Source organism: Neisseria sp. HMSC065C04 (assembly GCF_001815375.1).
GTDB lineage: Bacteria > Pseudomonadota > Gammaproteobacteria > Burkholderiales > Neisseriaceae > Neisseria > Neisseria flavescens_D.
This window is the reverse complement of sequence record NZ_KV820381.1, coordinates 243,161-264,668: the sequence shown is the minus strand read 5'-3', so window position 1 is coordinate 264,668 and position 21,508 is coordinate 243,161. Positions and strand designations below refer to the sequence as shown.

The 21,508-nt window shown below is 48.0% G+C and carries 23 protein-coding genes, 1 tRNA gene and 1 pseudogene; 10 read left to right on the top strand and 15 right to left on the bottom strand.

Features of this window, described 5'->3' with window-relative positions; genetic code table 11:
* Positions 1-44: 44 nt before the first annotated feature.
* The 3 genes from hpnC to miaA are packed head-to-tail and all read right to left on the bottom strand — an operon-like array spanning position 45 to position 2,581.
* Entirely contained in the window at positions 45-860 is an 816-nt protein-coding gene (gene hpnC / locus HMPREF3022_RS01310) for a squalene synthase HpnC (RefSeq protein WP_070765026.1), read from the bottom strand.
* A 53-nt stretch (positions 861-913) separates the two neighbouring features.
* Positions 914-1,636: a tRNA adenosine(34) deaminase TadA gene (tadA, locus tag HMPREF3022_RS01305; protein WP_070765025.1), complete on the bottom strand. Its 723-nt coding sequence runs from the start codon at positions 1,634-1,636 to the stop codon at positions 914-916.
* A gap of 3 nt (positions 1,637-1,639) precedes the next feature.
* A complete protein-coding gene (gene miaA / locus HMPREF3022_RS01300; RefSeq protein WP_070765024.1) occupies positions 1,640-2,581 on the bottom strand; it encodes a tRNA (adenosine(37)-N6)-dimethylallyltransferase MiaA in 942 nt (313 codons plus the stop codon).
* A gap of 217 nt (positions 2,582-2,798) precedes the next feature.
* On the opposite strand from miaA, the gene bioB reads away from it, so the two are divergent.
* Entirely contained in the window at positions 2,799-3,851 is a 1,053-nt protein-coding gene (bioB, locus tag HMPREF3022_RS01295; RefSeq protein WP_049330795.1) for a biotin synthase BioB, read from the top strand.
* A 46-nt stretch (positions 3,852-3,897) separates the two neighbouring features.
* Here the strand turns inward: bioB and HMPREF3022_RS01290 are convergent, their stop codons facing one another.
* The 4 genes from HMPREF3022_RS01290 to HMPREF3022_RS01275 all read right to left on the bottom strand — a co-directional run bounded on the left by HMPREF3022_RS01290 (position 3,898) and on the right by HMPREF3022_RS01275 (position 7,535).
* Positions 3,898-4,908, bottom strand: a complete 1,011-nt coding sequence (locus HMPREF3022_RS01290) for an adenosine deaminase (RefSeq protein WP_049330793.1) — start codon at positions 4,906-4,908, stop codon at positions 3,898-3,900.
* A 77-nt stretch (positions 4,909-4,985) separates the two neighbouring features.
* Positions 4,986-5,765 carry a ferredoxin--NADP reductase gene (locus HMPREF3022_RS01285; protein WP_049330791.1) on the bottom strand — a complete coding sequence of 260 codons (780 nt, stop codon included), beginning with the start codon at positions 5,763-5,765 and terminating at the stop codon, positions 4,986-4,988.
* Between the two features lie 98 nt (positions 5,766-5,863).
* On the bottom strand, positions 5,864-6,307 hold the full coding sequence (locus HMPREF3022_RS01280; protein ID WP_049330788.1) for an META domain-containing protein: 444 nt from the start codon (positions 6,305-6,307) through the stop codon (positions 5,864-5,866).
* Positions 6,308-6,377: 70 nt separating this feature from the next.
* A complete protein-coding gene (locus HMPREF3022_RS01275) occupies positions 6,378-7,535 on the bottom strand; it encodes a trans-sulfuration enzyme family protein (protein WP_049330786.1) in 1,158 nt (385 codons plus the stop codon).
* A 178-nt stretch (positions 7,536-7,713) separates the two neighbouring features.
* Here HMPREF3022_RS01275 and folE2 point away from each other — a divergent pair, with 178 nt between their 5' ends.
* Together folE2 and dsbD are read left to right on the top strand one after the other, a co-directional pair.
* Positions 7,714-8,487, top strand: a complete 774-nt coding sequence (folE2, locus tag HMPREF3022_RS01270) for a GTP cyclohydrolase FolE2 (protein ID WP_049330785.1) — start codon at positions 7,714-7,716, stop codon at positions 8,485-8,487.
* Positions 8,488-8,704: 217 nt separating this feature from the next.
* Positions 8,705-10,510, top strand: a complete 1,806-nt coding sequence (gene dsbD, locus HMPREF3022_RS01265) for a protein-disulfide reductase DsbD (RefSeq protein ID WP_049330784.1) — start codon at positions 8,705-8,707, stop codon at positions 10,508-10,510.
* A gap of 61 nt (positions 10,511-10,571) precedes the next feature.
* On the opposite strand, the gene HMPREF3022_RS01260 is transcribed toward dsbD, so the two are convergent.
* Entirely contained in the window at positions 10,572-11,744 is a 1,173-nt protein-coding gene (locus HMPREF3022_RS01260; RefSeq protein WP_049330783.1) for an alpha-hydroxy acid oxidase, read from the bottom strand.
* Between the two features lie 360 nt (positions 11,745-12,104).
* On the opposite strand from HMPREF3022_RS01260, the gene iscR reads away from it, so the two are divergent.
* From iscR to iscA, 6 genes are all read left to right on the top strand, one after another.
* On the top strand, positions 12,105-12,551 hold the full coding sequence (gene iscR, locus HMPREF3022_RS01255; protein WP_003680774.1) for a Fe-S cluster assembly transcriptional regulator IscR: 447 nt from the start codon (positions 12,105-12,107) through the stop codon (positions 12,549-12,551).
* A gap of 51 nt (positions 12,552-12,602) precedes the next feature.
* Positions 12,603-13,817, top strand: a complete 1,215-nt coding sequence (locus HMPREF3022_RS01250) for an IscS subfamily cysteine desulfurase (protein WP_049330782.1) — start codon at positions 12,603-12,605, stop codon at positions 13,815-13,817.
* A gap of 118 nt (positions 13,818-13,935) precedes the next feature.
* The gene (locus tag HMPREF3022_RS11830; protein WP_004519897.1) at positions 13,936-14,064 is read left to right on the top strand and encodes a hypothetical protein; all 129 of its coding nucleotides are present in this window, start codon (positions 13,936-13,938) and stop codon (positions 14,062-14,064) included.
* Between the two features lie 67 nt (positions 14,065-14,131).
* Complete coding sequence (gene iscU, locus HMPREF3022_RS01245) at positions 14,132-14,518, top strand: Fe-S cluster assembly scaffold IscU (protein WP_003674559.1); 387 nt, start codon at positions 14,132-14,134, stop codon at positions 14,516-14,518.
* A 107-nt stretch (positions 14,519-14,625) separates the two neighbouring features.
* Complete coding sequence (locus tag HMPREF3022_RS01240) at positions 14,626-14,871, top strand: recombinase RecA (RefSeq protein WP_049330780.1); 246 nt, start codon at positions 14,626-14,628, stop codon at positions 14,869-14,871.
* Between the two features lie 69 nt (positions 14,872-14,940).
* Positions 14,941-15,261, top strand: coding sequence for an iron-sulfur cluster assembly protein IscA (iscA, locus tag HMPREF3022_RS01235; protein WP_049330777.1), 321 nt, complete (start codon positions 14,941-14,943; stop codon positions 15,259-15,261).
* On the opposite strand, the pseudogene HMPREF3022_RS01230 reads toward iscA, so the two are convergent.
* Positions 15,221-15,443: pseudogene (locus tag HMPREF3022_RS01230) on the bottom strand (alternative ribosome-rescue factor A). The gene iscA and the pseudogene HMPREF3022_RS01230 sit on opposite strands and share 41 nt — an antisense overlap.
* Positions 15,444-15,522: 79 nt before the next feature.
* Here HMPREF3022_RS01230 and hscB point away from each other — a divergent pair.
* Positions 15,523-16,023, top strand: coding sequence for a Fe-S protein assembly co-chaperone HscB (gene hscB / locus HMPREF3022_RS01225; protein WP_049330775.1), 501 nt, complete (start codon positions 15,523-15,525; stop codon positions 16,021-16,023).
* Between the two features lie 107 nt (positions 16,024-16,130).
* Here hscB and HMPREF3022_RS01220 read toward each other — a convergent pair whose 3' ends face one another.
* The 6 genes from HMPREF3022_RS01220 to HMPREF3022_RS01195 form a co-directional block, all read right to left on the bottom strand.
* On the bottom strand, positions 16,131-16,703 hold the full coding sequence (locus HMPREF3022_RS01220) for a 50S ribosomal protein L25/general stress protein Ctc (RefSeq protein WP_004519902.1): 573 nt from the start codon (positions 16,701-16,703) through the stop codon (positions 16,131-16,133).
* 65 nt (positions 16,704-16,768) lie between these two features.
* Entirely contained in the window at positions 16,769-17,752 is a 984-nt protein-coding gene (locus HMPREF3022_RS01215; RefSeq protein ID WP_107723665.1) for a ribose-phosphate pyrophosphokinase, read from the bottom strand.
* A 176-nt stretch (positions 17,753-17,928) separates the two neighbouring features.
* Positions 17,929-18,004: transfer RNA gene (locus tag HMPREF3022_RS01210), tRNA-Gln, on the bottom strand.
* Positions 18,005-18,009: 5 nt separating this feature from the next.
* The gene (gene ispE, locus HMPREF3022_RS01205) at positions 18,010-18,858 is read right to left on the bottom strand and encodes a 4-(cytidine 5'-diphospho)-2-C-methyl-D-erythritol kinase (RefSeq protein WP_049332582.1); all 849 of its coding nucleotides are present in this window, start codon (positions 18,856-18,858) and stop codon (positions 18,010-18,012) included.
* Positions 18,859-18,866: 8 nt separating this feature from the next.
* On the bottom strand, positions 18,867-19,451 hold the full coding sequence (gene lolB, locus HMPREF3022_RS01200; RefSeq protein WP_049332580.1) for a lipoprotein insertase outer membrane protein LolB: 585 nt from the start codon (positions 19,449-19,451) through the stop codon (positions 18,867-18,869).
* A 56-nt stretch (positions 19,452-19,507) separates the two neighbouring features.
* Positions 19,508-21,370: a tetratricopeptide repeat protein gene (locus tag HMPREF3022_RS01195; RefSeq protein WP_070765023.1), complete on the bottom strand. Its 1,863-nt coding sequence runs from the start codon at positions 21,368-21,370 to the stop codon at positions 19,508-19,510.
* Positions 21,371-21,508: the final 138 nt, after the last annotated feature.

Sequence of the window (21,508 nt, the reverse complement as noted above, 5' to 3'; positions counted from 1 at the left end):
AAACATCAAGGCCGTCTGAAACATCTATTTCAGACGGCCTCTTTTTATTTCTTCATCAAAGCCCGTTTGATGATAATCATCCAGTCTTTTTTATCCAACAGCGGCCGCTGGTTAAACACGTCATATTTGCAACCGTCCAGCTTCTGCAAAATCAACTGGCCGCCGACAATAATCATGCGCAGCTCAAAACCGATTCGTCCTTTGAGGGTTTTGCCCAACGGCGAGCCTGCCTTCAGCATTTGAAAGGCACGTTGGCACTCGTGCGCCATCAATCGTTGAAAAGCAAAGTCGGCTTTGCCGGCCGCAATCTGTTCTTCGCTGACTTTGAACTTCTGCAAATCTTCCTGAGGAATGTACACGCGCCCTTTCTGCCAATCTACCGCCACGTCCTGCCAGAAATTAATCAGCTGCAAGGCAGTGCAAATGCCGTCGCTTTGCGCCATGCTTACTTCATCGGTTTGCCCGTACAAATGCAGCATAATACGTCCCACCGGATTGGCGGACAAACGGCAATAGGCAATCAATTCGCCAAAGTTTTCATAACGGGTTTTGACCACATCCTGACTGAACGCCGCCAGCAAATCGTAAAACGGCTGTAGCGGCAATTGAAACGGCTCAATCGCTTCGTTGTACAAACACTGCATTAAACCCGTTTGCGGTTTCCCACCTTGTGCAATGCGGTCTAACTCTGCCTTCAGTTCGTCCAGTTGGCGCAGGCGTTCGGCTGCTTCGGCATTACCTTCGTCGGCAATATCGTCCGCCGTCCGTGCAAAAGCGTAAACGGCGTGAACCGGCTTGCGCAAACGGCGCGGCAGCACAATGGAGCCGACAGGGAAGTTTTCGTAATGATTGACTGACATGGAAAATCCGAAAATTTAAAATAAAGTGTTTTTGCTGACAGATCGTCTGAAATTCAGACGGCCTTACGTTTGGCCGCAAAGAAATCCTGCAATACGCTTTGGCATTCTTCTGCCAATATGCCGCCCAAAATTGCGGTATGCTTGTTCAGACGTTTGTCGGCAAATAAATCGACCACGCTGCCTGCCGCACCGGTTTTGGCTTCGGCCGCACCATAAATCACGCGCCCGACCCGTGCCTGTATCAAGGCAGATGCGCACATAGAGCAAGGCTCTAAGGTGATGTACACGTCGCAGTCTTCCAAGCGGTAGTTTTGCAAGGCCTTACCTGCGGTGGCAAGCGCGTTGATTTCGGCATGGTGGCTGACATTGTGGTCGACAATGCAGGTATTGTGTGCCGCTGCGATTACCTTGCCTTGATATACGATGACCGCGCCAACGGGCACTTCGCCCAATACCGCCGATTGTCTGGCCTGTTCTATCGCCAGCCGCATAAAGGCTTCCATATCGTTTTGCGAAGGGAAAACGGCAACAGGCGGATGGTTTTTCAAGGCCTCGCCCAGCTCCGTCTTTCTCTCCTCGGAAATATGCCGGACATCTACTCCTGAAACCAACGCAGCCAGTTGCCATAAGGTGCTTTTGGTTACGGTCAAACCCGACGCTTTCAGCAATAGAAATCCGCGGACTGCGCCGATTTTTTGCAAATCTTCCAGTGTGTAAATACCTAATTCTTTTAATGCGGCCAACGTCTTAGGCGCAAGTGGTGGCGTGGTCAGCATGGATTATTCCTGAAAATGCCGACGCGCCAAGGCTAAGGCCGTCTGAACATAATCGTTTTCTGCGTAAGGATCTAACGTGTGCGCCAAAGGAATTTTTCGCAACCAGGTCAACTGGCGTTTGGCAAGCTGGCGCGTGGCGACAATGCCTTTTTCGACAAAGGTTCCATAATCGGTTTCGCCCTCGAGATAATCCCAAGCCTGACGGTAGCCCACGCAGCGCATAGACGGCATATCGGCATGCAGTTGCGGATAATCACGGCGTAAGGCATGCATTTCATCGAGGAAACCGTGTTCCAACATACTCAAAAAGCGTTTTTCGATTTGGCGGTGTAACAAATGGCGGTCTTCGGGGATAAGGGCGACTGTGCATAAATCCAATAAAGGCGCGGCCTGCTTCTGCTCTGTGAAATGTTCGCTCAAAGGCTTGCCGGTCAGAAGATAGACTTCCAAAGCGCGTTCAATACGCTGGCTGTCATTGGCTTTCAGACGGCCTGCCGTAATCGGGTCAACTTCCTGCAAACGGCGATACAGGCCTGCCAAACCGTGTTCGTTCTTTTCCTCCTGAAGCTGTGCGCGCACCGCCGCATCCGCGCAGGGCAAATCGTTCAAACCTTCCGTCAGCGCGTGGAAATACATCATCGTGCCGCCGACAATCAGCGGATAGCGACCGCGCGCATGTATTTCGTTCACCAAGCGCACGCAGTCGCCGACAAAATCCGCCGCGCTGTAACTTTCCAGCGGCGAGATAATATCAATCAAATGATGCGGCACGGCGGCAAGCTCTTCGGCAGTCGGCTTGGCCGTACCGATGTCCATGCCGCGATACACCAGTGCGGAATCCAAACTGATGATTTCCACCGGCAACGATTGGGCAATATTTAAGGCCAGCGCGGTTTTACCGCCGGCGGTCGGGCCGAGTACGGCGAAGGCTTTGGGCGCGTTCATAAGAAAACGGAAAAATTAAAAATGCGATTATAGCAAACCCGGGCAGACCATATTTCAGGCCGTCTGAAACATTTGCTCTACATTATCAAAAGCGTTACACTTGCTGCGCCGTTTCAGACGGCCTTTTATATTGATTTTAAACCTGCTGCTGCCGTCATTGCGCCGGCAGTCAAGCCGTCAGCGACACTGCGCCGCTGTAAACACGAAAGAACACACTATGACCGTATCTCCCGTAGCCTTGCGCCGTCAAACCGAGCGCAAGCCGCATCCGACTGCGCGTTATTGGAAAAAATGCGATGTCGAGGCCTTGTTCGGGCTACCTTTCCTCGACCTCGTTTTCCAAGCCGCCGAAATCCACCGCCAAAACTTCAATCCGCGCGAAATCCAACTCTCCACCCTGCTCTCCATCAAAACCGGCGGCTGCCCCGAAGACTGCGCCTACTGCCCGCAATCGGCACACCACAATACCAATCTAGGCAAAGAGCAGATGATGGATGTGGACGAAATCGTCGAAAAAGCCAAAATTGCCCAATCGCGCGGCGCCAGCCGTTTCTGCATGGGCGCGGCATGGCGCGGCCCCAAACCTAAAGACGTGGCTGTCGTTTCCGAAATCATCAGCGCGGTGAAAGGCTTGGGCATGGAAGTGTGTGGCACCTTCGGCATGCTCGAAGACGGCATGGCTGAAGACTTCAAAAAAGCCGGTTTGGACTACTACAACCACAACCTCGACACCGACCCTGACCGCTACAACGACATCATCCACACCCGCAAACACGAAGACCGCATGGATACTTTGGGCAAAGTCCGCAATGCCGGTTTGAAAGTCTGCTGCGGCGGCATCGTCGGCATGAATGAAACCCGCGCCGAACGCGCCGGCCTGATTGCCAGCCTTGCCAACCTCGATCCGCAACCCGAAAGCGTGCCGATCAACCAGTTGGTCAAAGTGGAAGGCACGCCGCTGGCCGATGCCGAAGATTTGGACTGGACGGAATTTGTCCGTACCATCGCCGTCGCACGCATTACCATGCCACACAGTTACGTCCGCCTGTCCGCAGGCCGCAGCAATATGCCCGAATCCATGCAGGCCATGTGTTTCATGGCTGGCGCAAACTCGATTTTCTACGGCGACAAGCTACTGACTACGGGCAATCCGGACGAAGACGGCGACCGCCTGCTGATGGAAAAATTGAATTTGTATCCGCTGCGCTTTGAATTGGAAGAAGAATACAAAGCCGCGCAGGAGACGCCCAAAATCAAAGTTGATTATTAACCGCCATGGTAAAAGGCCGTCTGAAACTGTTTCAGACGGCCTTTTATCATGATTCAACATCAAAACCTTCAATCTTCCGTATCCATTCTTCCTTTTCCGCCTCGCTCAAAAACGAAGCGCGGAACGAATTGGCGCACAAGGTTTTGGTTTCTTCCGTACTCAAATCCAATGCCTCGGCAAGCGCTTCAAAATTTCGGTTCATATAGCCGCCGAAATACGCCGGATCATCGGAATTGACGGTTACCAACACGCCGCGTTGCAACATACGACGCAAATTGTGTTTTGCCATTTCAGGGAACACTTTTAATTTTAAATTGCTCAACGGGCAAACGGTCAACGGCATTTGCTCTTTAATCAAACGCGCCATCAACGCTTCGTCTTCTTCCGCCCGTACGCCATGATCGATACGGCGGACATGCAGCAAGTCCAAAGCCTCATAAACATATTCCGGCGGGCCTTCTTCTCCGGCATGCGCCACCGTCAACAAACCCTCCGCCCGCGCCTGCGCAAACACGCGCTCGAACTTGGACGGCGGATGCCCTAGTTCGCTTGAATCTAAGCCTACGCCGATGATGTGTTCTTTATAAGGCAAAGCCTGATACAGCGTTTCAAATGCGCTTTCTTCCGACAAATGCCGCAGGAAACACATAACCAAACGCGTACTTATGCCCCATTGCTGCCCGGCTTCACGGCAGGCGCGGACAATGCCGTTAATCACGGTTTCAAACGCCACGCCACGCGCAGTATGGGTTTGCGGATCGAAAAATATTTCCGTATGCACAACATTGTCTTCGCGGCAACGCTCAAGATACGCGCGGGTCAAATCGTAAAAATCCACCTCGTGCAACAATACGCCAGCACCGGCATAATAAATATCCAAAAACGACTGCAAATTGTGAAAATCATAAGCCTGCCGTACCGCATCGACATTTTCATAAGGAATCGCTATGTGGTTGCGCTTGGCGATTTCAAACATCAACTCCGGTTCGAACGTCCCTTCGATATGGACGTGCAGCTCGGCTTTGGGCAAGGCTTGGATAAATTGTTTGATATTCATATTTTCTCTGATTTTCGGTTTATATTTAATATTGAAGGCCGTCTGAAACTTTCAGACGGCCTTTGACCATTTATCTATTAAAAACCATTTTCCATCATGATTTCGCCGGGGATGCGGTTGCGGTGCATGGCATAGCCCAAATCCATCAGGGCTTGGAAAGTGTCTTTGACCATTGCCGGATTGCCGCAAACCATAAAGCGCGTATCGGCCTTGGTGAACTTGAAGCCGACTTTTTCTTCCAAGCCGCCATTCTTCAGCAATTCGGGAATCCGTTTACCGCTCAATGCGCCTTCCGTTTCTTCACGCGTGGTGACCGAAACAAAAGTGAATTTATGGAAATATTCTTCAATCAGCGGATGCTCTTTCAAATCGGCAAGGCGCTGGTTGAAAATCAACTCGTCGGCGTAAGAAACTGAATGCGCCAAAACCAAACGGTCGAAACGCTGCCAGATTTCAGGTTGCTCGATAATGGAGAGGAAAGGCGCAATACCGGAACCCGTGCAGAGCATGACCAAATCCTTACCGTCTGGGAATCGCTCGGGCAAGAGGAAACCGGTAGCCGTTTTATCCAGCAAAATGGTGTCGCCCTCTTTCATGGCTGCAAAACGCGCCGACATCGGGCCGCCTTCGATTAACACTGCGAAATACTCAAGCGTATCGGCGTATTCGGCAGACACGACAGAATACGCGCGCCAGATAAAGCCCTCGCCGTCACGGAAACCAAGGCGCGAGAACTGCCCTGCCGAAAAACGGTAGGACTCGGGACGGCTGATGGCAAAAGTCATCAGCTTGGGCGTATGGTGTTTGATCCACAAGACTTTTTCTTCGGTAAACTTGGCTTCTGGAGAAGCTGCCATAATAGGTTTCCTTGATATTCGGTATCAGTTTCAAATAGGGCTTATTATAAAGATTCAAAAGGCCGTCTGAAATATTTATTTTCAGACGGCCTTTAAGATTATTCACGGCGCAAACGGATACTGATGCCTTTTTGTTCCAAAATCAAATCGTTACCGTCAAAACGATAGTTCCACACGCTTTGTTTGCGCAAAAACGCATCTTCCAGCTTCATGTCTTCACACAGCATCATGCTTACCGCAATATGGCCAAAATCAATTTTGCCTGCTCCGATTACATTCGCTTGAAACATCATACCGTTGCAACCCATATTGCCATGAGCCTTAGGCATTTTGCTGAAATCCAAATAGGCGTTTTTATCCGCCAACTCTTTTTCGGAGAATTTATTGAAAGCGACAACACGCCATTTGGCGGCTAAAGTAGGTTGCGCCGTTTGTTGAGTTTGTACCTGCGCTTTAGAGGCTTGTTCAGGCTGAGATGCTGAAGGAGATGTACAAGCTGCCAAAACTACCATACTCATTAATGCACCGAATAATGTTTTCATATCTATTCCTTTGTTATTGCTAAAGGCCGTCTGAAAAACCATTCATCTTCAGACGACCGTTAAGCCTTATTTACAAAGTCGTATCCAATGCTTTGGAAATATCGTTCCAAATATCGTCCACATCTTCGATACCGACAGAGAAACGCAGCAGGCCGACTTTAATGCCCATTTCCATTTTCACATCATGCGGCACGCCGCTGTGGGATTGGGAATAGCAATGGTTGACCAGACTTTCCACGCCGCCGAGGCTAGAGGCCATTTTGACCAGTTTCATGTTTTTAATCACGCTATTGGCTGCTTCACGCGTGTCGTTTTTGAGATAAACCGTAACCACGCCGCCAATGCCTTTGGGCATTTGTGCTTGGGCGAGTTCGTAATGTTCGTGCGACGGCAGGCCGGGATAGAACACTTTTTCAATGGCAGGATGGGCTTCCAAACGGCGCGCGATTTCGAGTGCGTTTTGGCAATGGGCATTCATGCGCAAGACCAACGTTTTGATACCGCGCAAGACCAGCCAGCAGTCCATCGGACCTGCAATCGCGCCGGTATGCACCATCATGTCGTGCAAAGGCTGAGCCAGCTCTTTGGTTTTGGCAACGACTACGCCCATCAGTACGTCGGAATGGCCGCACAAATATTTGGTAGCGGAGTGGAACACAAAATCGCAACCCATATCCAACGGCTGTTGCAAATACGGCGTGGCAAAGGTGTTGTCGATGCCGACCAGCGCACCGGCCGCTTTGGCTTTTGCGGTAAGCGCTTTGATGTCTACCAAGCGCAAAAGCGGATTGGACGGCGTTTCCAGCCAAACCAGTTTGACATTGTGCGCTTTGAGCAGCTCGTCCAAATTATCCGGATTGCCCAAATCGGCAAAAACAACGTTCACACCCCATTTTTGATAAACATCGACCAATAAATCATAAGCGCCGCCGTAAATATCGGCAACGGCAACAATGGTATCACCCGGGCGCAGGAAAGTACGCCATACGGCATCAATCCCCGCCATACCGCTGGAAAAGGCAAAGCCGGCCGCACCATGCTCCAAATCGGCAACAGTATCTTCCAATACCTGACGGGTCGGGTTGCTCAGGCGCGAGTAGCGGTAAGGCACATTTTCGCCAATCTCATGCAACGCAAACATACTGTTTTGATAAATTGGCGGCATCAGCGCGCGGTTGTGTTCGTCGCAATCGTAGCTGGAATGAATGGCTTTCGTGGAGAATTTCATTTGGTCTATGCCTATATAGATGTGAATAATCGAAGATTTTATCACTATCTGAAAAATAGAAACAATCAATGCAGGCGGATAAAGCAAGTGATATAATCTCGCATTTGCAAATCGGCCGACACGAGCCGATTCCCTCCACACGCATCTCAACAATCCTATCATGAAGGACATACCACGCATGAACGCCATTGCAGACGTGCAATCCAGCCGCGATTTACGCAACCTGCCGATTAATCAGGTCGGCATCAAAGACCTGCGCTTTCCAATCTCCCTTAAAAGCAAAGAAGGCGAACAATCCACCGTCGCCCGCCTGACCATGACGGTTTTCCTGCCTGCCGACCAAAAAGGCACGCATATGTCGCGCTTTGTCGCCCTGATGGAAAAACAAACCGATGCTTTGGATTTTGATACGCTGCACAAGCTGACCGCCGATATGGTTGCCCTACTGGATTCCCATTCCGGCAAAATCAGCGTTTCCTTCCCGTTTTTCCGCAAGAAAAGTGCGCCTGTCTCCGGCATCCAATCGCTGCTCGACTATGATGTCACCCTGACCGGCGAAATCAAAAACGGTACATACAGCCACAATCTGAAAGTAATGGTTCCGGTTACTTCATTGTGTCCGTGTTCCAAAGAAATTTCCCAATACGGCGCGCACAACCAACGTTCGCATGTAACGGTCAGCCTGATTGCAAACACGGATGTAGGCATTGAAGAAATCATCGATTACGTCGAAGCGCAAGCAAGCTGCCAGCTCTACGGCTTGCTCAAACGCCCTGACGAGAAGTATGTAACGGAAAAAGCATACGAAAATCCGAAGTTTGTCGAAGATATGGTTCGCGATGTAGCCACCGCGCTGATTGCCGACAAACGCATTGAATCGTTTGTTGTCGAAAGCGAAAACTTCGAATCGATACACAACCATTCCGCTTACGCTTATATCGCTTATCCTTAAAAACTAAGCCTAAGAGAAGCAAAGGCCGTCTGAAAATTTCAGACGGCCTTTGGCATAGATTGAACGATAACATGAGACTATCGGTCATATATGGGCAACCCTATTTTGATATAATTCAAAAGCATTAGATTTCTCTCGCAATATTTAACATAAATTAAGCCGATTGTTTTTCCATCATTTATAATGACGGTTCCTCAACGGCATCTCCGTAGATACTATGAAAAAATTCCTTTATTTCCTCATTGCATTTTTAGGCTTGAGCAGCTTCGCATTTGCAGTAGATGCCAATGATTTGCTGCCTCCAGAGCAAGCCTTTGTACCTCAAGTCAATGTAACCGATCAAGGCATCAGCGTGCAGTTCAAAATCGCTGACGGCTACTATATGTACCAGTCCAAAATCGTTGCAGCGACCAATCCTGACAAAGTCTTGGACGAACCCAAATTCAGCAAAGGCGAAGAAAAAGAAGACGAATTCTTCGGCAAACAAACGGTTTACCACCATACCGCACAGGTTGACCTGCCTTACAAACAAGCCGCGCCGCAATACAAACTGACGCTGACTTATCAAGGCTGTGCCGAAGTGGGTGTGTGTTATCCACCTGTGGACACCGAGTTTGACGTAAAAGGCAACGGGATTTACCAGCCTCAAAGCGACGAGCCGGTTTCTGCCAAAGACCGCTTTTTGCAACCGTCCGCCTCTTCAGACGGCCAAATGCCCGCACAGCCCGCTACAAACAATCCCGACAGCAGCCGCTTCAAGCTCTCTTGGGATAATTTAAACGCCAACCTGTTGGCGTTTTTTGTCGCAGGTTTGGGCTTAAGCTTTACAGCCTGTATGTATCCGCTCCTGCCGATTGTTTCCAGCATTGTCGTGGGCGATAAAAAAGCCGGCAAAGGCCGCGCGTTCACCTTGTCTATGGTGTATGTACAAGGCTTGGCATTAACCTATACCTTGGTTGGCGTGATTGCCGGTTTGACAGGCGCGCTGTTGACCGTATGGCTGCAACAGCCGTGGGTTGTGCTTGCCGCCGCCGCGTTGATGGTGGTACTGGCACTGTCTATGTTCGGCCTATTCAATATCCAGCTGCCAAACTCTGTCCAATCCTATTTCCAAAACCAAAGCAACAAACTCTCAGGCGGCAAAATCATTTCCGTCTTCATCATGGGTATTTTATCCGCCCTGATTGTCGGCCCTTGCGTTGCGCCTCCGCTGGCATTTGCTTTAGGCTATATCGGTCAGACCGGCGATGCCGTATTGGGTGGCCTTGCACTTTATGCATTAGCACTCGGCACTGGCGTGCCGCTCATCATCATCGGCACATTCGGCGGCCATATCCTGCCTAAAGCAGGCGACTGGATGAACGGCATCAAATACGCATTCGGCTTCATTCTGCTGGCCGTTGCCGTATACCTTGCCACACCGCATCTGCCTTATTTCGCAGTAGTCGGCCTCTACACCTTGCTGATGATTGTTCCCGCCCTGATGCTTTTGGCGAAATCCGGCAAACAAAAAGGCCGTCTGAAAACGGTTGCCACCGTATTGGGCTTTTTACTGCTGATTGGCGGCTCATGGTTTGGCTGGCAAAGCTTCAATAAACAAACCACCGCCCTGCACCACTTCTTAACGCTGGTTCCGCCATCCAAAGCCGGACAAGAAACCGACCACGGTAAAATGTTTACCAATGTCGGCGAACTCAAAGCCGCTATGGATGCCGCCTTGAAAGCCGATCCAAGCAAGCCCGTGCTGATTGATTTCTACGCTGACTGGTGCGTATCCTGCAAAGAAATGGCCGCCTACACGCTCAACCAACCGCAGGTACACGAAGCAGTCGATATGCAGCGCTTCTTCCAAATCGACGTAACCGCCAACACTCCCGACCATCAGGCCTTACTGAAAGAATACGGCCTCTTCGGCCCTCCGGGCGTGTTTGTTGTCCGCGCCGACGGCAGTCATAGCGAAGCCTTATTAGGCTTTGTCAAACCCGATGCATTCATTGAATGGTATCGCAAAAACGAGAAATAGCCATCTATAAAAAGGCCGTCTGAAAACAGATTTTCAGACGGCCTTTTCTTATGTTTAAAAATTAAAATTCATCTTGAGCCCAACGCGTAGAACGCAAAATGCTGGAATCCACATCTTGAATATTGCGGTGACCGGTAAATGCCATGGAAATATCCATTTCTTTATACAGGATTTCCAGCGCACGGGTTACGCCTTCTTCACCATACGCACCCAAACCATACAGGAACGCCCGGCCTATCATCGTACCTTTCGCACCCAAAGCCCAAGCCTTCAAAATATCCTGACCGCTGCGGATACCGCTGTCCATCCAAACCTCGATGTCGCTGCCCACCGCGCTGACCACATCAGGCAAAGCCTTAATGGCAGACACAGTATCGTCAAGCTGACGGCCGCCATGATTGGAAACGACCAATGCGTCCGCGCCGCTTTTCGCTGCCTTTTCCGCATCTTCAGGCTCCATAATGCCTTTGATAATCAGCTTGCCGCCCCACAAATCTTTAATGCGTGCTACATCGTCCCAGCTCAGACGCGGGTCGAATTGTTCGGAAGTCCATGAAGACAGCGAAGACAAATCGCCCACGTTTTTCGCATGACCGACAATATTGCGGAAAGTGCGGCGTTCCGTATTCAGCATTTTCATGCACCATTCCGGTTTGGTCGCCAAATTGATCAAATTGGCGATGGTCGGTTTCGGCGGTGCAGACAGGCCGTTTTTAATGTCTTTGTGGCGCTGACCCAAAACCTGCAAATCGGCAGTCAATACCAAAGCCGAACAATTAGCATCCTTCGCACGCTTAATCAGGTTCTCCATAAACTCGCGGTCACGCATCACATAAAGCTGAAACCAAAACGGCGAGCTAGTGTTTTCAGCCACATCTTCAATCGAACAAATGGACATGGTTGAAAGCGTAAACGGAATACCGAATTTTTCCGCCGCCCGTGCCGCCAAGATTTCGCCGTCGGCATGCGCCATGCCCGTAAAACCGGTCGGTGCAATCGCCACCGGCATTTTCACATCCTGACCGATCATTTTAGTCTCAAGGCTGCGTCCTTCCATATCAACCAATACTTTTTGACGGAAACGGATGTCTTTAAAATCCGAAGTATTTTCACGATAAGTGGTTTCCGTCCAAGAGCCTGAGTCAATATAGTCATAAAACATACGCGGCATTTTACGTTTGGCAACAAGGCGCAAGTCTTCGATACAGGTTATTTTGCTTAAATCAGATTTCATGGTCGATTGCCTCTGTTAAGGTAAAGATGGATGGTCAAGGCCGTCTGAACATTTCAAACACCTCATTATTTTACTCCATCAAAACAACTAAATTTTAAGAATAATTTTGATAATCTATATTAATATCAATATTAAATCAAAACATTTTAACCCTGATAGTTGTAGGGTTGATAGCCTTTTTTCAGACGGCCTTAAATCCAAATTCCAGAAAAATAAAGAAAATATTTTCCGATTTAAAAATCAGCCAATGCCACCATTTAAACAAACAATCAAACCGAGCCTCCACATACTTGACTGAAACACTCAGATATTAGACAATTCCCCCCACTAATAAAAACGCCCCACACAGGCAACCACACCATGAGACTGACTACCAAAGGGCGATTTGCAGTAACCGCCATGATAGATTTGGCGATGAACGCGCAAACCGGCGCTGTCAAACTCAGTGCCATCAGCGAACGACAAAGCATATCGCTTTCCTACCTCGAACAATTATTCAGCAAACTGCGCCGTGCCGGATTGGTTGAAAGCCTACGCGGCCCCGGCGGAGGCTACATCCTTGCCGCTCCCGCCGAGCAAATCAATATTGCACAAATCATCTCCGCAGCCGAAGACCGACTGGATGCCACGCAGTGCGGCAGCAAAGCAAACTGCAACCACGGCGCCCCCTGCCTGACCCACGACCTTTGGGAAAACTTAAACAAAACCATCAATGATTACCTCAGCGGCGTTACGCTGCAAAGCATCATTGAACAAAAAAACTGCAGCGACAGCAGTCATGTCGTTACCTTTACACACATTCATTAAACCGACTTGCGGCAAAGACCGCAGGCAGATGACCAAACGAAAGAGCAAACCATGACCGTCAAAACCCCCGTATACCTCGACTACGCCGCCACCACTCCCGTCGACCGCCGCGTTGCCGAAAAAATGATTCCCTACCTGTCCGATATTTTCGGCAACCCAGCCTCCAACAGCCACAGCTTCGGCTGGGAAGCAGAAGAAGCCGTAGAAAAAGCACGTGCAGACATTGCAGCCCTGATTAACGCCGACTCTAAAGAAATCGTTTTCACCAGCGGCGCAACCGAGTCCAACAATCTCGCCATCAAAGGCGCGGCGCACTTCTACAAATCTAAAGGTAATCACCTCATCACCGTAAAAACCGAGCACAAAGCCGTACTCGACACCATGCGCGAACTCGAACGCCAAGGTTACGAAGTAACTTATCTGGACGTACAAGAAAACGGTTTGGTTGATTTAGACGTACTAAAAGCCGCCATCCGCGAAGACACCATCCTCGTTTCCGTAATGTGGGTAAACAACGAAATCGGCGTGGTTCAAGATATTCCTGCCATCGGCGAAATCTGCCGCGAACGCAAAATCATTTTCCACGTTGACGCAGCACAAGCATGCGGTAAAGTACCTGTCGACGTTGAAGCCGCCAAAGTTGATTTGCTGTCTATGTCCGGCCACAAAGTATACGGCCCTAAAGGCATCGGCGCCCTGTATGTACGCCGTAAACCACGCGTCCGCCTCGAAGCCCAAATGCACGGTGGCGGCCACGAACGTGGTTTCCGTTCCGGCACATTGCCGACCCATCAAATCGTCGGTATGGGCGAAGCCTTCCGCATTGCCAAAGAAGAATTGGCACAAGACACTGCGCACTACCTGAAACTGCGCGACATCTTCCTCAAAGGCATCGAAGGCATCGAAGAAGTCTATATCAACGGTGACCTCGAACACCGCGCTCCGAACAACCTGAACATCAGCTTCAACTTCGTCGAAGGCGAAAGCCTGATTATGGCAGTGAAAGAACTCGCCGTATCCAGCGGCTCCGCCTGTACTTCCGCAAGCCTTGAGCCAAGCTACGTTTTACGCGCACTCGGCCGCAACGACGAATTGGCACATTCCTCCCTGCGCATCACCTTCGGCCGCATGACCACCGAAGAAGAAGTCCAATTCGCAGCAGAACTGATTAAATCCAAAATCGGCAAACTGCGCGAACTGTCTCCGCTGTGGGAAATGTTTAAAGAAGGTATCGATTTGAACTCGATTGAATGGGCAGCGCATTAATCCGCATTTATAAAAGGCCGTCTGAAAATCAATAAAACTTTTCAGACGACCTATATATAGATCTCATTTGATCCCCTAGCACCACTAAGGCATAACTTTCAGATTAAAGACATAAACTATGGATGAACAAGAACTCGACCTCGACAATCTCGACAACCTGCTCGAAGATTTTGACGGTGTTACCGTAGAAGGCGGCGTTGATTCAGAGAATGATGACGGCTGCGAAGGTGGCGCATGCAAAATCTAAACTTCAGGCCGTCTGAATATTCGTAACAAACCATTTACACCATTAAAAACACAAAGGAAACCACATCATGGCATACAGCGATAAAGTAATCGACCACTACGAAAATCCCCGCAACGTTGGTACTTTCGACAAAAATGACGAATCTGTCGGTACCGGCATGGTCGGTGCACCGGCCTGCGGTGACGTAATGCGTCTGCAAATCAAAGTAAACGATGAGGGTATCATTGAAGATGCAAAATTCAAAACTTACGGCTGCGGCTCCGCCATTGCTTCTTCCAGTTTGATTACCGAGTGGGTCAAAGGCAAAAGTCTGGATGACGCGCTGGCAATCAAAAACAGCGAAATCGCCGAAGAATTAGAACTGCCCCCAGTGAAAATCCACTGCTCTATCTTGGCTGAGGATGCGGTAAAGGCAGCTGTTGCCGACTATCGCAAACGTCAGGAAAACAAATAATCTTGTTTGCCAGATACTTAGTTTGCAGACATTAATGTCTAAATCGGCTTGATAGGCACCAACTGCCATATAAATGCGCCAGTACCTGCAAAATCAAAGGAAGCAAAATGCCTTTTACCGATAAAGAAATCCAATCCCTACTTGCTGTCAAAGGCATAGGTAAAACCATATTGCAGCGTTTGCAGCAAATGGGTTTGGATGATGTTGCCAAGCTGGCGGCGGCAGATTTGGACGATGTTTTGGAACTAGGGGCAAAATTGACCGGCTCGACCTGTTGGAAAAACAGTCCGCAGGCAAAAGCTGCCATTACCGCCGCGATAGAGTGGGCAAAACAGCGTTTTCAGACGGCCTGATAATCAAGATGCCGTCTGAAATAAAAAAGCAGGCAAAACAGAAAATGATTGCGAAATGAGGAAAAAAGCATGATTACCATCACAGAAAACGCAGCCAAACACATCAATAACTACCTGACCAAACGCGGCAAAGGCTTAGGCGTGCGCTTGGGAGTGAAAACCAGCGGCTGCTCGGGCATGGCATACAACCTGGAATTTGTCGATGAAGTGAACGAGGATGACCTGATTTTTGAAGAACACGGCGCGCGCGTTTATATCGACCCGAAAAGTTTGGTTTATCTGGACGGCACGCAAGTCGATTACACCAAAGAAGGTTTGCAGGAAGGTTTCAAATTTGAAAATCCGAATGTCAAAGACTCTTGCGGCTGCGGCGAGAGCTTCCACGTTTAAAATATAAAAAATGGCGGGAAAGTATCAAAACCATCCCGCCATTTTTTGGCTTCTTGCCTATTATAGCTACCCTTGCCTTTTCTTTTTCGTTCTACTTTGTGTCGGAACAAATCAGATTTGACTAAGGCTTTTAAGGCATTGTCTCGTATTTTGCCTTTATTGTGTTGCACCTTACCGGTCATATTGTTTTCCTTTCGTATAAACAGTTTCCGGATTATATCGTAAAACAATCCTCTTCTTTAGATTTTTTCCTTTAATATCATGTCTCAATACTTTAACCTCTTCCAGCTTGAGCCATCTTTCAATATTGATACCGAAGCACTCGAACAGACCTATCGAGCTTTAGCTGCCCAATTTCATCCCGATAAATTTGCTTCTGCTTCAGCTTTTGAGCAGAAACAAGCCGTTATGATGTCTTCTACAATTAATGATGCCTACCGTACATTAAAAAGTCCTATTGATCGGGCTGCTTATCTCTTGAAAAGCCAAAATATCGATGCTGATGCACCTGAACACACTTCGTTTTCACCAGAATTCCTCATGCAGCAGATGGAATGGCGGGAAACATTGATGGATGCTCAAATGGAACAAAACCATGATGCCATCCGGGCACTGGATCAAGAAATCCAAGAAGTACAAAGCAACCTATATCAAGATTTGCAACAAGCATTTGAACAACAGGATTATGAATCAGCCACACAATGGGTGCGGCATGGGCGCTTTCTTAATAAACTTCGCAATGAGATTGCTTCAATCTTATAAAGTACATTGCTGTTACATTTACCTAAGTTTTATAGCAAATAATTTTATATGTAAAACAAAAACCGTATCAGATTTATCTGATACGGTTTTCTTATATTAACTACCTATTAGCGTTTTTTACCGGTAACAGTAGCAACAGCCAGGTTTTCGTTACGTTTCAGAGAAACGCTTTCAACACCTTCTGGCAATTTGATGTCTGACAAGTGCAGAATGTCGCCGGCAACTACTGATGCACAATCCAGCTCCAAGAAAGCAGGAATGTTTGCAGGCAAAGCAACTACTTCAACAGAAGTGTTCAACAGAGATACGCGACCACCTTGCAATTTAACAGCTTGAGAGTTTTCAGCGTTAACAATGTGCAGAGGAACACGGATGCGTACAGGTTGATCAGCTTTCACAGCTTGGAAGTCGATGTGTTGAACTTCGCGACGGAATGGGTGCATTTGGAAGTCACGCACGATAACGTCTTTAGTTTCACCGTTCAAAGACAGTTTAATCAAAGCAGTATGGAAAGATTCTTTTTCCAATGCGTAGAATACAGTTTTGTGGTCTACAGCGATAGCAACAGGCTCTTGACCTTCACCGTACAGGATGCCAGGGATTTGGCCTTCGCGACGCAGGCGGCGGCTCGCACCAGTGCCTTGGGCTTCGCGAACAGAGGCTTGAATTTCGTAAGTCATGTTTAATACTCCAATTTAGATAAAATCGTCGTCATCGGCCGCGACCAGCTTAAGACGACATCGGGTTATGGCAGCAACATGCCGCCAGTCATCACATCTTCATTGAAAAGATATGAGACGGATTCTTCATTGCTGATACGGCGTACCGTTTCAGCTAGCAAACCGGCAATGGTAACTTGACGGATGCGTTCACATTTTTTAGCTGCTTCAGACAATGGAATCGTATCTGTCACAACTACTTGGTCAATTTCGGAAGAAGCAATTCGATTCACTGCTTCGCCTGAGAATACTGCATGGCTGGCGTATGCCAGTACACGATCTGCACCGCGCTCTTTCAGGGCAACAGCCGCTTTACACAAGGTGTTTGCCGTATCGATCATATCATCTACGATCAAGCAAGTACGGCCTTGAATATCGCCAATGATGTTCATCACTTCAGCCACATTGGCTTTAGGACGACGCTTGTCGATAATAGCCAAATCAGCATTTAAAGATTTAGCAACAGCACGTGCACGTACAACACCACCGATATCAGGGCTGACAACAGTCAGGTTCTCAATGCGCTGTTGTTTAATATCGTTCAATAAAATCGGGGTAGCGTAAATATTATCTACCGGAATATCGAAGAAACCTTGAATTTGATCGGCATGCAAGTCAACAGTCAATACGCGATCGATACCTGCTGAGTACAACATATTTGCTACCAATTTAGCAGAAATCGGTACACGAACAGAGCGAGGACGACGATCTTGACGCGCATAACCAAAGTAAGGAATCGCGGCAGTAATACGACCGGCAGAAGCACGTTTAAGTGCATCAGCCATAGTCAAAATTTCCATCAGGTTGTCATTGGTTGGCGCGCAGGTAGGTTGCAAAATAAACACATCGCGACCACGCACATTTTCCAACAATTCAATGGCTACTTCGCCATCAGAGAATTTGGAAACAGTGGCTTCACCGAGTGAAATATCCAAATGTTTGACAACACGTTGCGCCAATTCCGGATTTGCATTACCGGTAAACACCATTAAACTGTCATAAGCAGCCATATCTTCACCTGATTCTAGATTTGATTTACGCGCAGAAAACATTACGCTTCCCTTCGCCCTATGTCTAAGACACTAATTACGCGATTATACGCGTAAAGACGGGTAAAAAAAAGTTTTTCAGCGTTATTTCGCTCTGAGCGTAAAAAAGCGTGTAAGAAAACTTACACGCTTTTATTTGGCTGGGGAGGAAGGATTCGAACCTTCGCATGCTGGAATCAAAATCCAGTGTCTTAACCGCTTGACGACTCCCCAACTTACTAAATCATATGAAATAGAGGATGAATATCTAATCCTTCCACACAATAAGCTTCATATGATTGAGAAACCTGTTGGTAAATTGTATGTGCTTCTTGATGAGATTCACTTGCTATAAACAAACAAGCCCCGGAACCAGTCATTAATGCATGACCATATTGGGATAACTCAACATAAGCCTTCCAAACTTCAGGATATTCCTGAAACACAACCGCCTGCATATCATTTTGAAACGGCTGTAACGATTGGAAAGTCGGCATTATGCTGGGTTTGGAATCCCGTGTCAAGCCTTCATGTGCAAAAATTTTAGCTGTTGCCACATGGGCGGAGGGCTTAACGATAACATACCATTGTTTAGGGACATCTATTTCAGCCAGCTTCTCGCCCACTCCTTTGGCAAAAGCACTTCTGCCAAAAATAAAAAAAGGAACATCCGCACCAAGACTTACGCCTAAATCAATCAGTTGCTGCCTGCTCAAGCCGCATTGCCACCATTGGTTTAAAACCATTAAAACTGTAGCCGCATCAGAGCTGCCGCCGCCCAATCCGCCTCCGGTAGGAATCACCTTATCCAACCAAATTTCGACGCCGTGCGCTACGCTTGCATATGGCAGCAATAATTTAGCCGCCCGATAAGTCAAGTCCTGTTCTGGCTCAAGCCCTTCGACCGGCGTATGCAGAATAATCTGCCCATCAGTACGCATTTTCAAATGAACGGTATCGTATAAGCCGATTAAACAAAAAATACTTTCCAAATTATGATAACCATCGCTCCTACGGCCGGTAATCCTCAAATCCAAATTTAATTTAGCCGGCGCAGGAAAGGCTTGAATTTCCTCTGAAACAGACATGGCATCCTCTATTTACGTGCTGCGCATCGGGTTTGTCCATTCTTATCCAAAGAGTGGGTTACTGTATCGAACACCAAGCGGATATTAAACTTGGCATTCTCAAGTTGAAGTGTTTTGGGCTGTCCTGAACTATTTAAAGTGCGCAATATTGTCCAGTCAAACTGCTCCAGACGGCCATCAGGCAGGATTTTGTATGGCGCATTGGCAACGCGTTTACCATCAGCCCAAATATGCAGATATTGAACCGGCAAAGCAAAGCCTAAAAGCTGTCTGCTCAATTCCTCAGCCGTTTCCGCCTGATAAACCTTACCCTTACTGTCTACTGCCAATACGCCTTCACTGTCTTGACACAGCTGGCCAACGGTATTACCCAGTGGTGTATTGACATCAATGGTTTGAACCGCATTCTGATAAGTCCAGTCGAAATTAGCATAAGAGCCTTTACCTTCCACTTTGATAGCCAATCGACCGTCTGCGCTAAAATCCTGCACCTGCTCTGCTGCTTGCCAACTATTTTGCTGAGGTAAGTTTGGCTGCGCACAAGCAGCTAAAAGCAATAAGGCTGCAACCGATGATAATTGTTTTAAATTCATGGATATTCCTTCATAGGCCGTCTGAAATCAAACGCTTTTTAGACGGCCTTTTGGTTTTATTTGTGTTTTTGAGTATGCGGTTTGCTGGACGTTACACCGAATTTGGACATTGTCTCTTTTAATACTCGGAGATTGCTTCCGCGTTTCAAACCGTCATTCCAGATTTCTTTGGCCTTGTCTTGGTCTCCAAGCGTCCATAGGACTTCGCCCAAATGCGCGGCGACTTCGGCTTCAGGTTCTTTTTCATAGGCATATTGGATATACGGCAAAGCCATTTGGGCATCGCCTTTAAGATAATAAGCCCAACCTACACTGTCATTAATTGCTGCGCTTTCCGGATCCATTTGATAGGCCGTCTGAACCATTTTGAAAGCCTCGTCCAAATCCTTGCCGTTGGACAGCAAGGTATAGCCCAAAGCATTCCAACCGTGCGGATTGTCCGGATACAGCTCTACCACACGGCGCAAATCGGCAATCGCCTTGCTTGGCTGATTCAGCTTCTCATAAACCATCGAACGCTGATACAGCACATTGGCAAGCAGCTCCGGAGAAGCTTGGGTTTTCAAGGATTTTTCGGTGGAACTTACCAAACTGTTCAAAGCGTTCAACGATTCTTGAAGATTGGTATTTTTAGACAATACGAACAAAGCCGTACTCAACAAATCCTTAGCTTCAAAATAACGTCCTCTTTGCTCGGGCATTTTTTGTGCGCGTTGTACCAAAGCCCAAGCCTCTTTATGATTGCCCTGTTTGGCTTCGATGGAAGCGGCCAAAATGGTTTTATCAAATGTATAAGCCGTAGCCGTTACCTTATCCAACCATTGTTTGGCTTTGGCCAATTCTTCAACATCATTATAAGAAACTGCACCAATCAACGCCGCACGGCTGCGCTGCTCTTCCGTACCGGCTTTATAAGCCTTTTCCAGATAGCTGTTTACCACAGAAATATTTTCCGTCTTGCTGGCTGACAATAAGGCGGCCTGAATATACAAATCAGGGTTAGGATTTTCTTCCAACAAAGTCTGTAAACGCTTAAAAGCCTTATCATTTTGGCCATGGGCGATCAAATTGGCGATGTCCAACTCCTGCCAAATCGGAGATAAGGTTTTGGTGTCTGTCTCTTTGAAAAAGCCGTCCAGAATATCAGGATGCCGTTGCGCCATCAGACGCAGGGTAACAAAAGTCGGCGGCAGAATTTCGTTGTCCAACTTGGCCAAGCGTTGCAATGCGGCAATGGCATGTTTCTTTTGACCGTCTTTTGCACTAAAAATTGCATCCGCAATCGCCGCTTCAGGGAAGTCTTTATAATTTAATGCCGTTTTATGCACCTGTTTGACCGCATCACTGGTCAGATTCGACTGTTGGGCTGCGGTTTGTGCCAAAAGCAGGAACACGCGCTTTTGCTCATCTTCACTACCGCCGGCAATCACCTTGTCCAATCCGCTCAAATTCTTATCGGCTTTGCCCAGCAGCAAATTGCGCAACCAAGTCATACGCTTTTGAGTTTCACCAGGCTCCGGCTCGATTTCGCGCCATTTTTGGTAAATGGCTTCAGCCTGTTCAAAGGCATTTAAAGAAACCGCCATCTCCAACGCGCGTTCGGCTACTTCGGGAGATTTGGTGCGATGCAACGTTAAAATATAAGTAAACAGCGCAGAAGCCGCATCACCCTTTTGCAAGGCAAGTTCTGAATTTAACAAAGTGAAAACCTGAGATGTACGGTTTTGTATACCCAACAGACGTATCCGCTCCTGCTCGCGCTCTTCGGGAGAAAAACGGTCGGCACGGCTTTTCTTTTTAATAATCTTAGCCGATTCAAAAACTGTATTTGAATCGCCGGGCGCAGCAAAAGTTTGTGTAACAAACAACATCATGACAGCCGTAGCTGCCACTCGAATACGGGATGGGGAAAACAACATAACTATCCTTTTTGAGAACCTGCCGGCATTTTCAGACGGCCTAAGCACTTGCAGAACAGACGCAAAGCTTTATTTATCATTCAGGCATAACTGTAACACACGCACCCTATTTTGTTGACACGGTAACCGTAAACCTTG

Excerpts from the sequence above, each read along its gene's own strand:
- hpnC (WP_070765026.1), bottom strand. The coding sequence starts at position 860 with ATGTCAGTCAATCATTACGAAAACTTCCCTGTCGGCTCCATTGTGCTG.
- tadA (WP_070765025.1), bottom strand. The coding sequence starts at position 1,636 with ATGCTGACCACGCCACCACTTGCGCCTAAGACGTTGGCCGCATTAAAA.
- miaA (WP_070765024.1), bottom strand. The coding sequence starts at position 2,581 with ATGAACGCGCCCAAAGCCTTCGCCGTACTCGGCCCGACCGCCGGCGGT.
- bioB (WP_049330795.1), top strand. The coding sequence starts at position 2,799 with ATGACCGTATCTCCCGTAGCCTTGCGCCGTCAAACCGAGCGCAAGCCG.
- HMPREF3022_RS01290 (WP_049330793.1), bottom strand. The coding sequence starts at position 4,908 with ATGAATATCAAACAATTTATCCAAGCCTTGCCCAAAGCCGAGCTGCAC.
- HMPREF3022_RS01285 (WP_049330791.1), bottom strand. The coding sequence starts at position 5,765 with ATGGCAGCTTCTCCAGAAGCCAAGTTTACCGAAGAAAAAGTCTTGTGG.
- HMPREF3022_RS01280 (WP_049330788.1), bottom strand. The coding sequence starts at position 6,307 with ATGAAAACATTATTCGGTGCATTAATGAGTATGGTAGTTTTGGCAGCT.
- HMPREF3022_RS01275 (WP_049330786.1), bottom strand. The coding sequence starts at position 7,535 with ATGAAATTCTCCACGAAAGCCATTCATTCCAGCTACGATTGCGACGAA.
- folE2 (WP_049330785.1), top strand. The coding sequence starts at position 7,714 with ATGAACGCCATTGCAGACGTGCAATCCAGCCGCGATTTACGCAACCTG.
- dsbD (WP_049330784.1), top strand. The coding sequence starts at position 8,705 with ATGAAAAAATTCCTTTATTTCCTCATTGCATTTTTAGGCTTGAGCAGC.
- HMPREF3022_RS01260 (WP_049330783.1), bottom strand. The coding sequence starts at position 11,744 with ATGAAATCTGATTTAAGCAAAATAACCTGTATCGAAGACTTGCGCCTT.
- iscR (WP_003680774.1), top strand. The coding sequence starts at position 12,105 with ATGAGACTGACTACCAAAGGGCGATTTGCAGTAACCGCCATGATAGAT.
- HMPREF3022_RS01250 (WP_049330782.1), top strand. The coding sequence starts at position 12,603 with ATGACCGTCAAAACCCCCGTATACCTCGACTACGCCGCCACCACTCCC.
- HMPREF3022_RS11830 (WP_004519897.1), top strand. The coding sequence starts at position 13,936 with ATGGATGAACAAGAACTCGACCTCGACAATCTCGACAACCTGCTCGAA.
- iscU (WP_003674559.1), top strand. The coding sequence starts at position 14,132 with ATGGCATACAGCGATAAAGTAATCGACCACTACGAAAATCCCCGCAAC.
- HMPREF3022_RS01240 (WP_049330780.1), top strand. The coding sequence starts at position 14,626 with ATGCCTTTTACCGATAAAGAAATCCAATCCCTACTTGCTGTCAAAGGC.
- iscA (WP_049330777.1), top strand. The coding sequence starts at position 14,941 with ATGATTACCATCACAGAAAACGCAGCCAAACACATCAATAACTACCTG.
- hscB (WP_049330775.1), top strand. The coding sequence starts at position 15,523 with ATGTCTCAATACTTTAACCTCTTCCAGCTTGAGCCATCTTTCAATATT.
- HMPREF3022_RS01220 (WP_004519902.1), bottom strand. The coding sequence starts at position 16,703 with ATGACTTACGAAATTCAAGCCTCTGTTCGCGAAGCCCAAGGCACTGGT.
- HMPREF3022_RS01215 (WP_107723665.1), bottom strand. The coding sequence starts at position 17,752 with ATGGCTGCTTATGACAGTTTAATGGTGTTTACCGGTAATGCAAATCCG.
- ispE (WP_049332582.1), bottom strand. The coding sequence starts at position 18,858 with ATGTCTGTTTCAGAGGAAATTCAAGCCTTTCCTGCGCCGGCTAAATTA.
- lolB (WP_049332580.1), bottom strand. The coding sequence starts at position 19,451 with ATGAATTTAAAACAATTATCATCGGTTGCAGCCTTATTGCTTTTAGCT.
- HMPREF3022_RS01195 (WP_070765023.1), bottom strand. The coding sequence starts at position 21,370 with ATGTTGTTTTCCCCATCCCGTATTCGAGTGGCAGCTACGGCTGTCATG.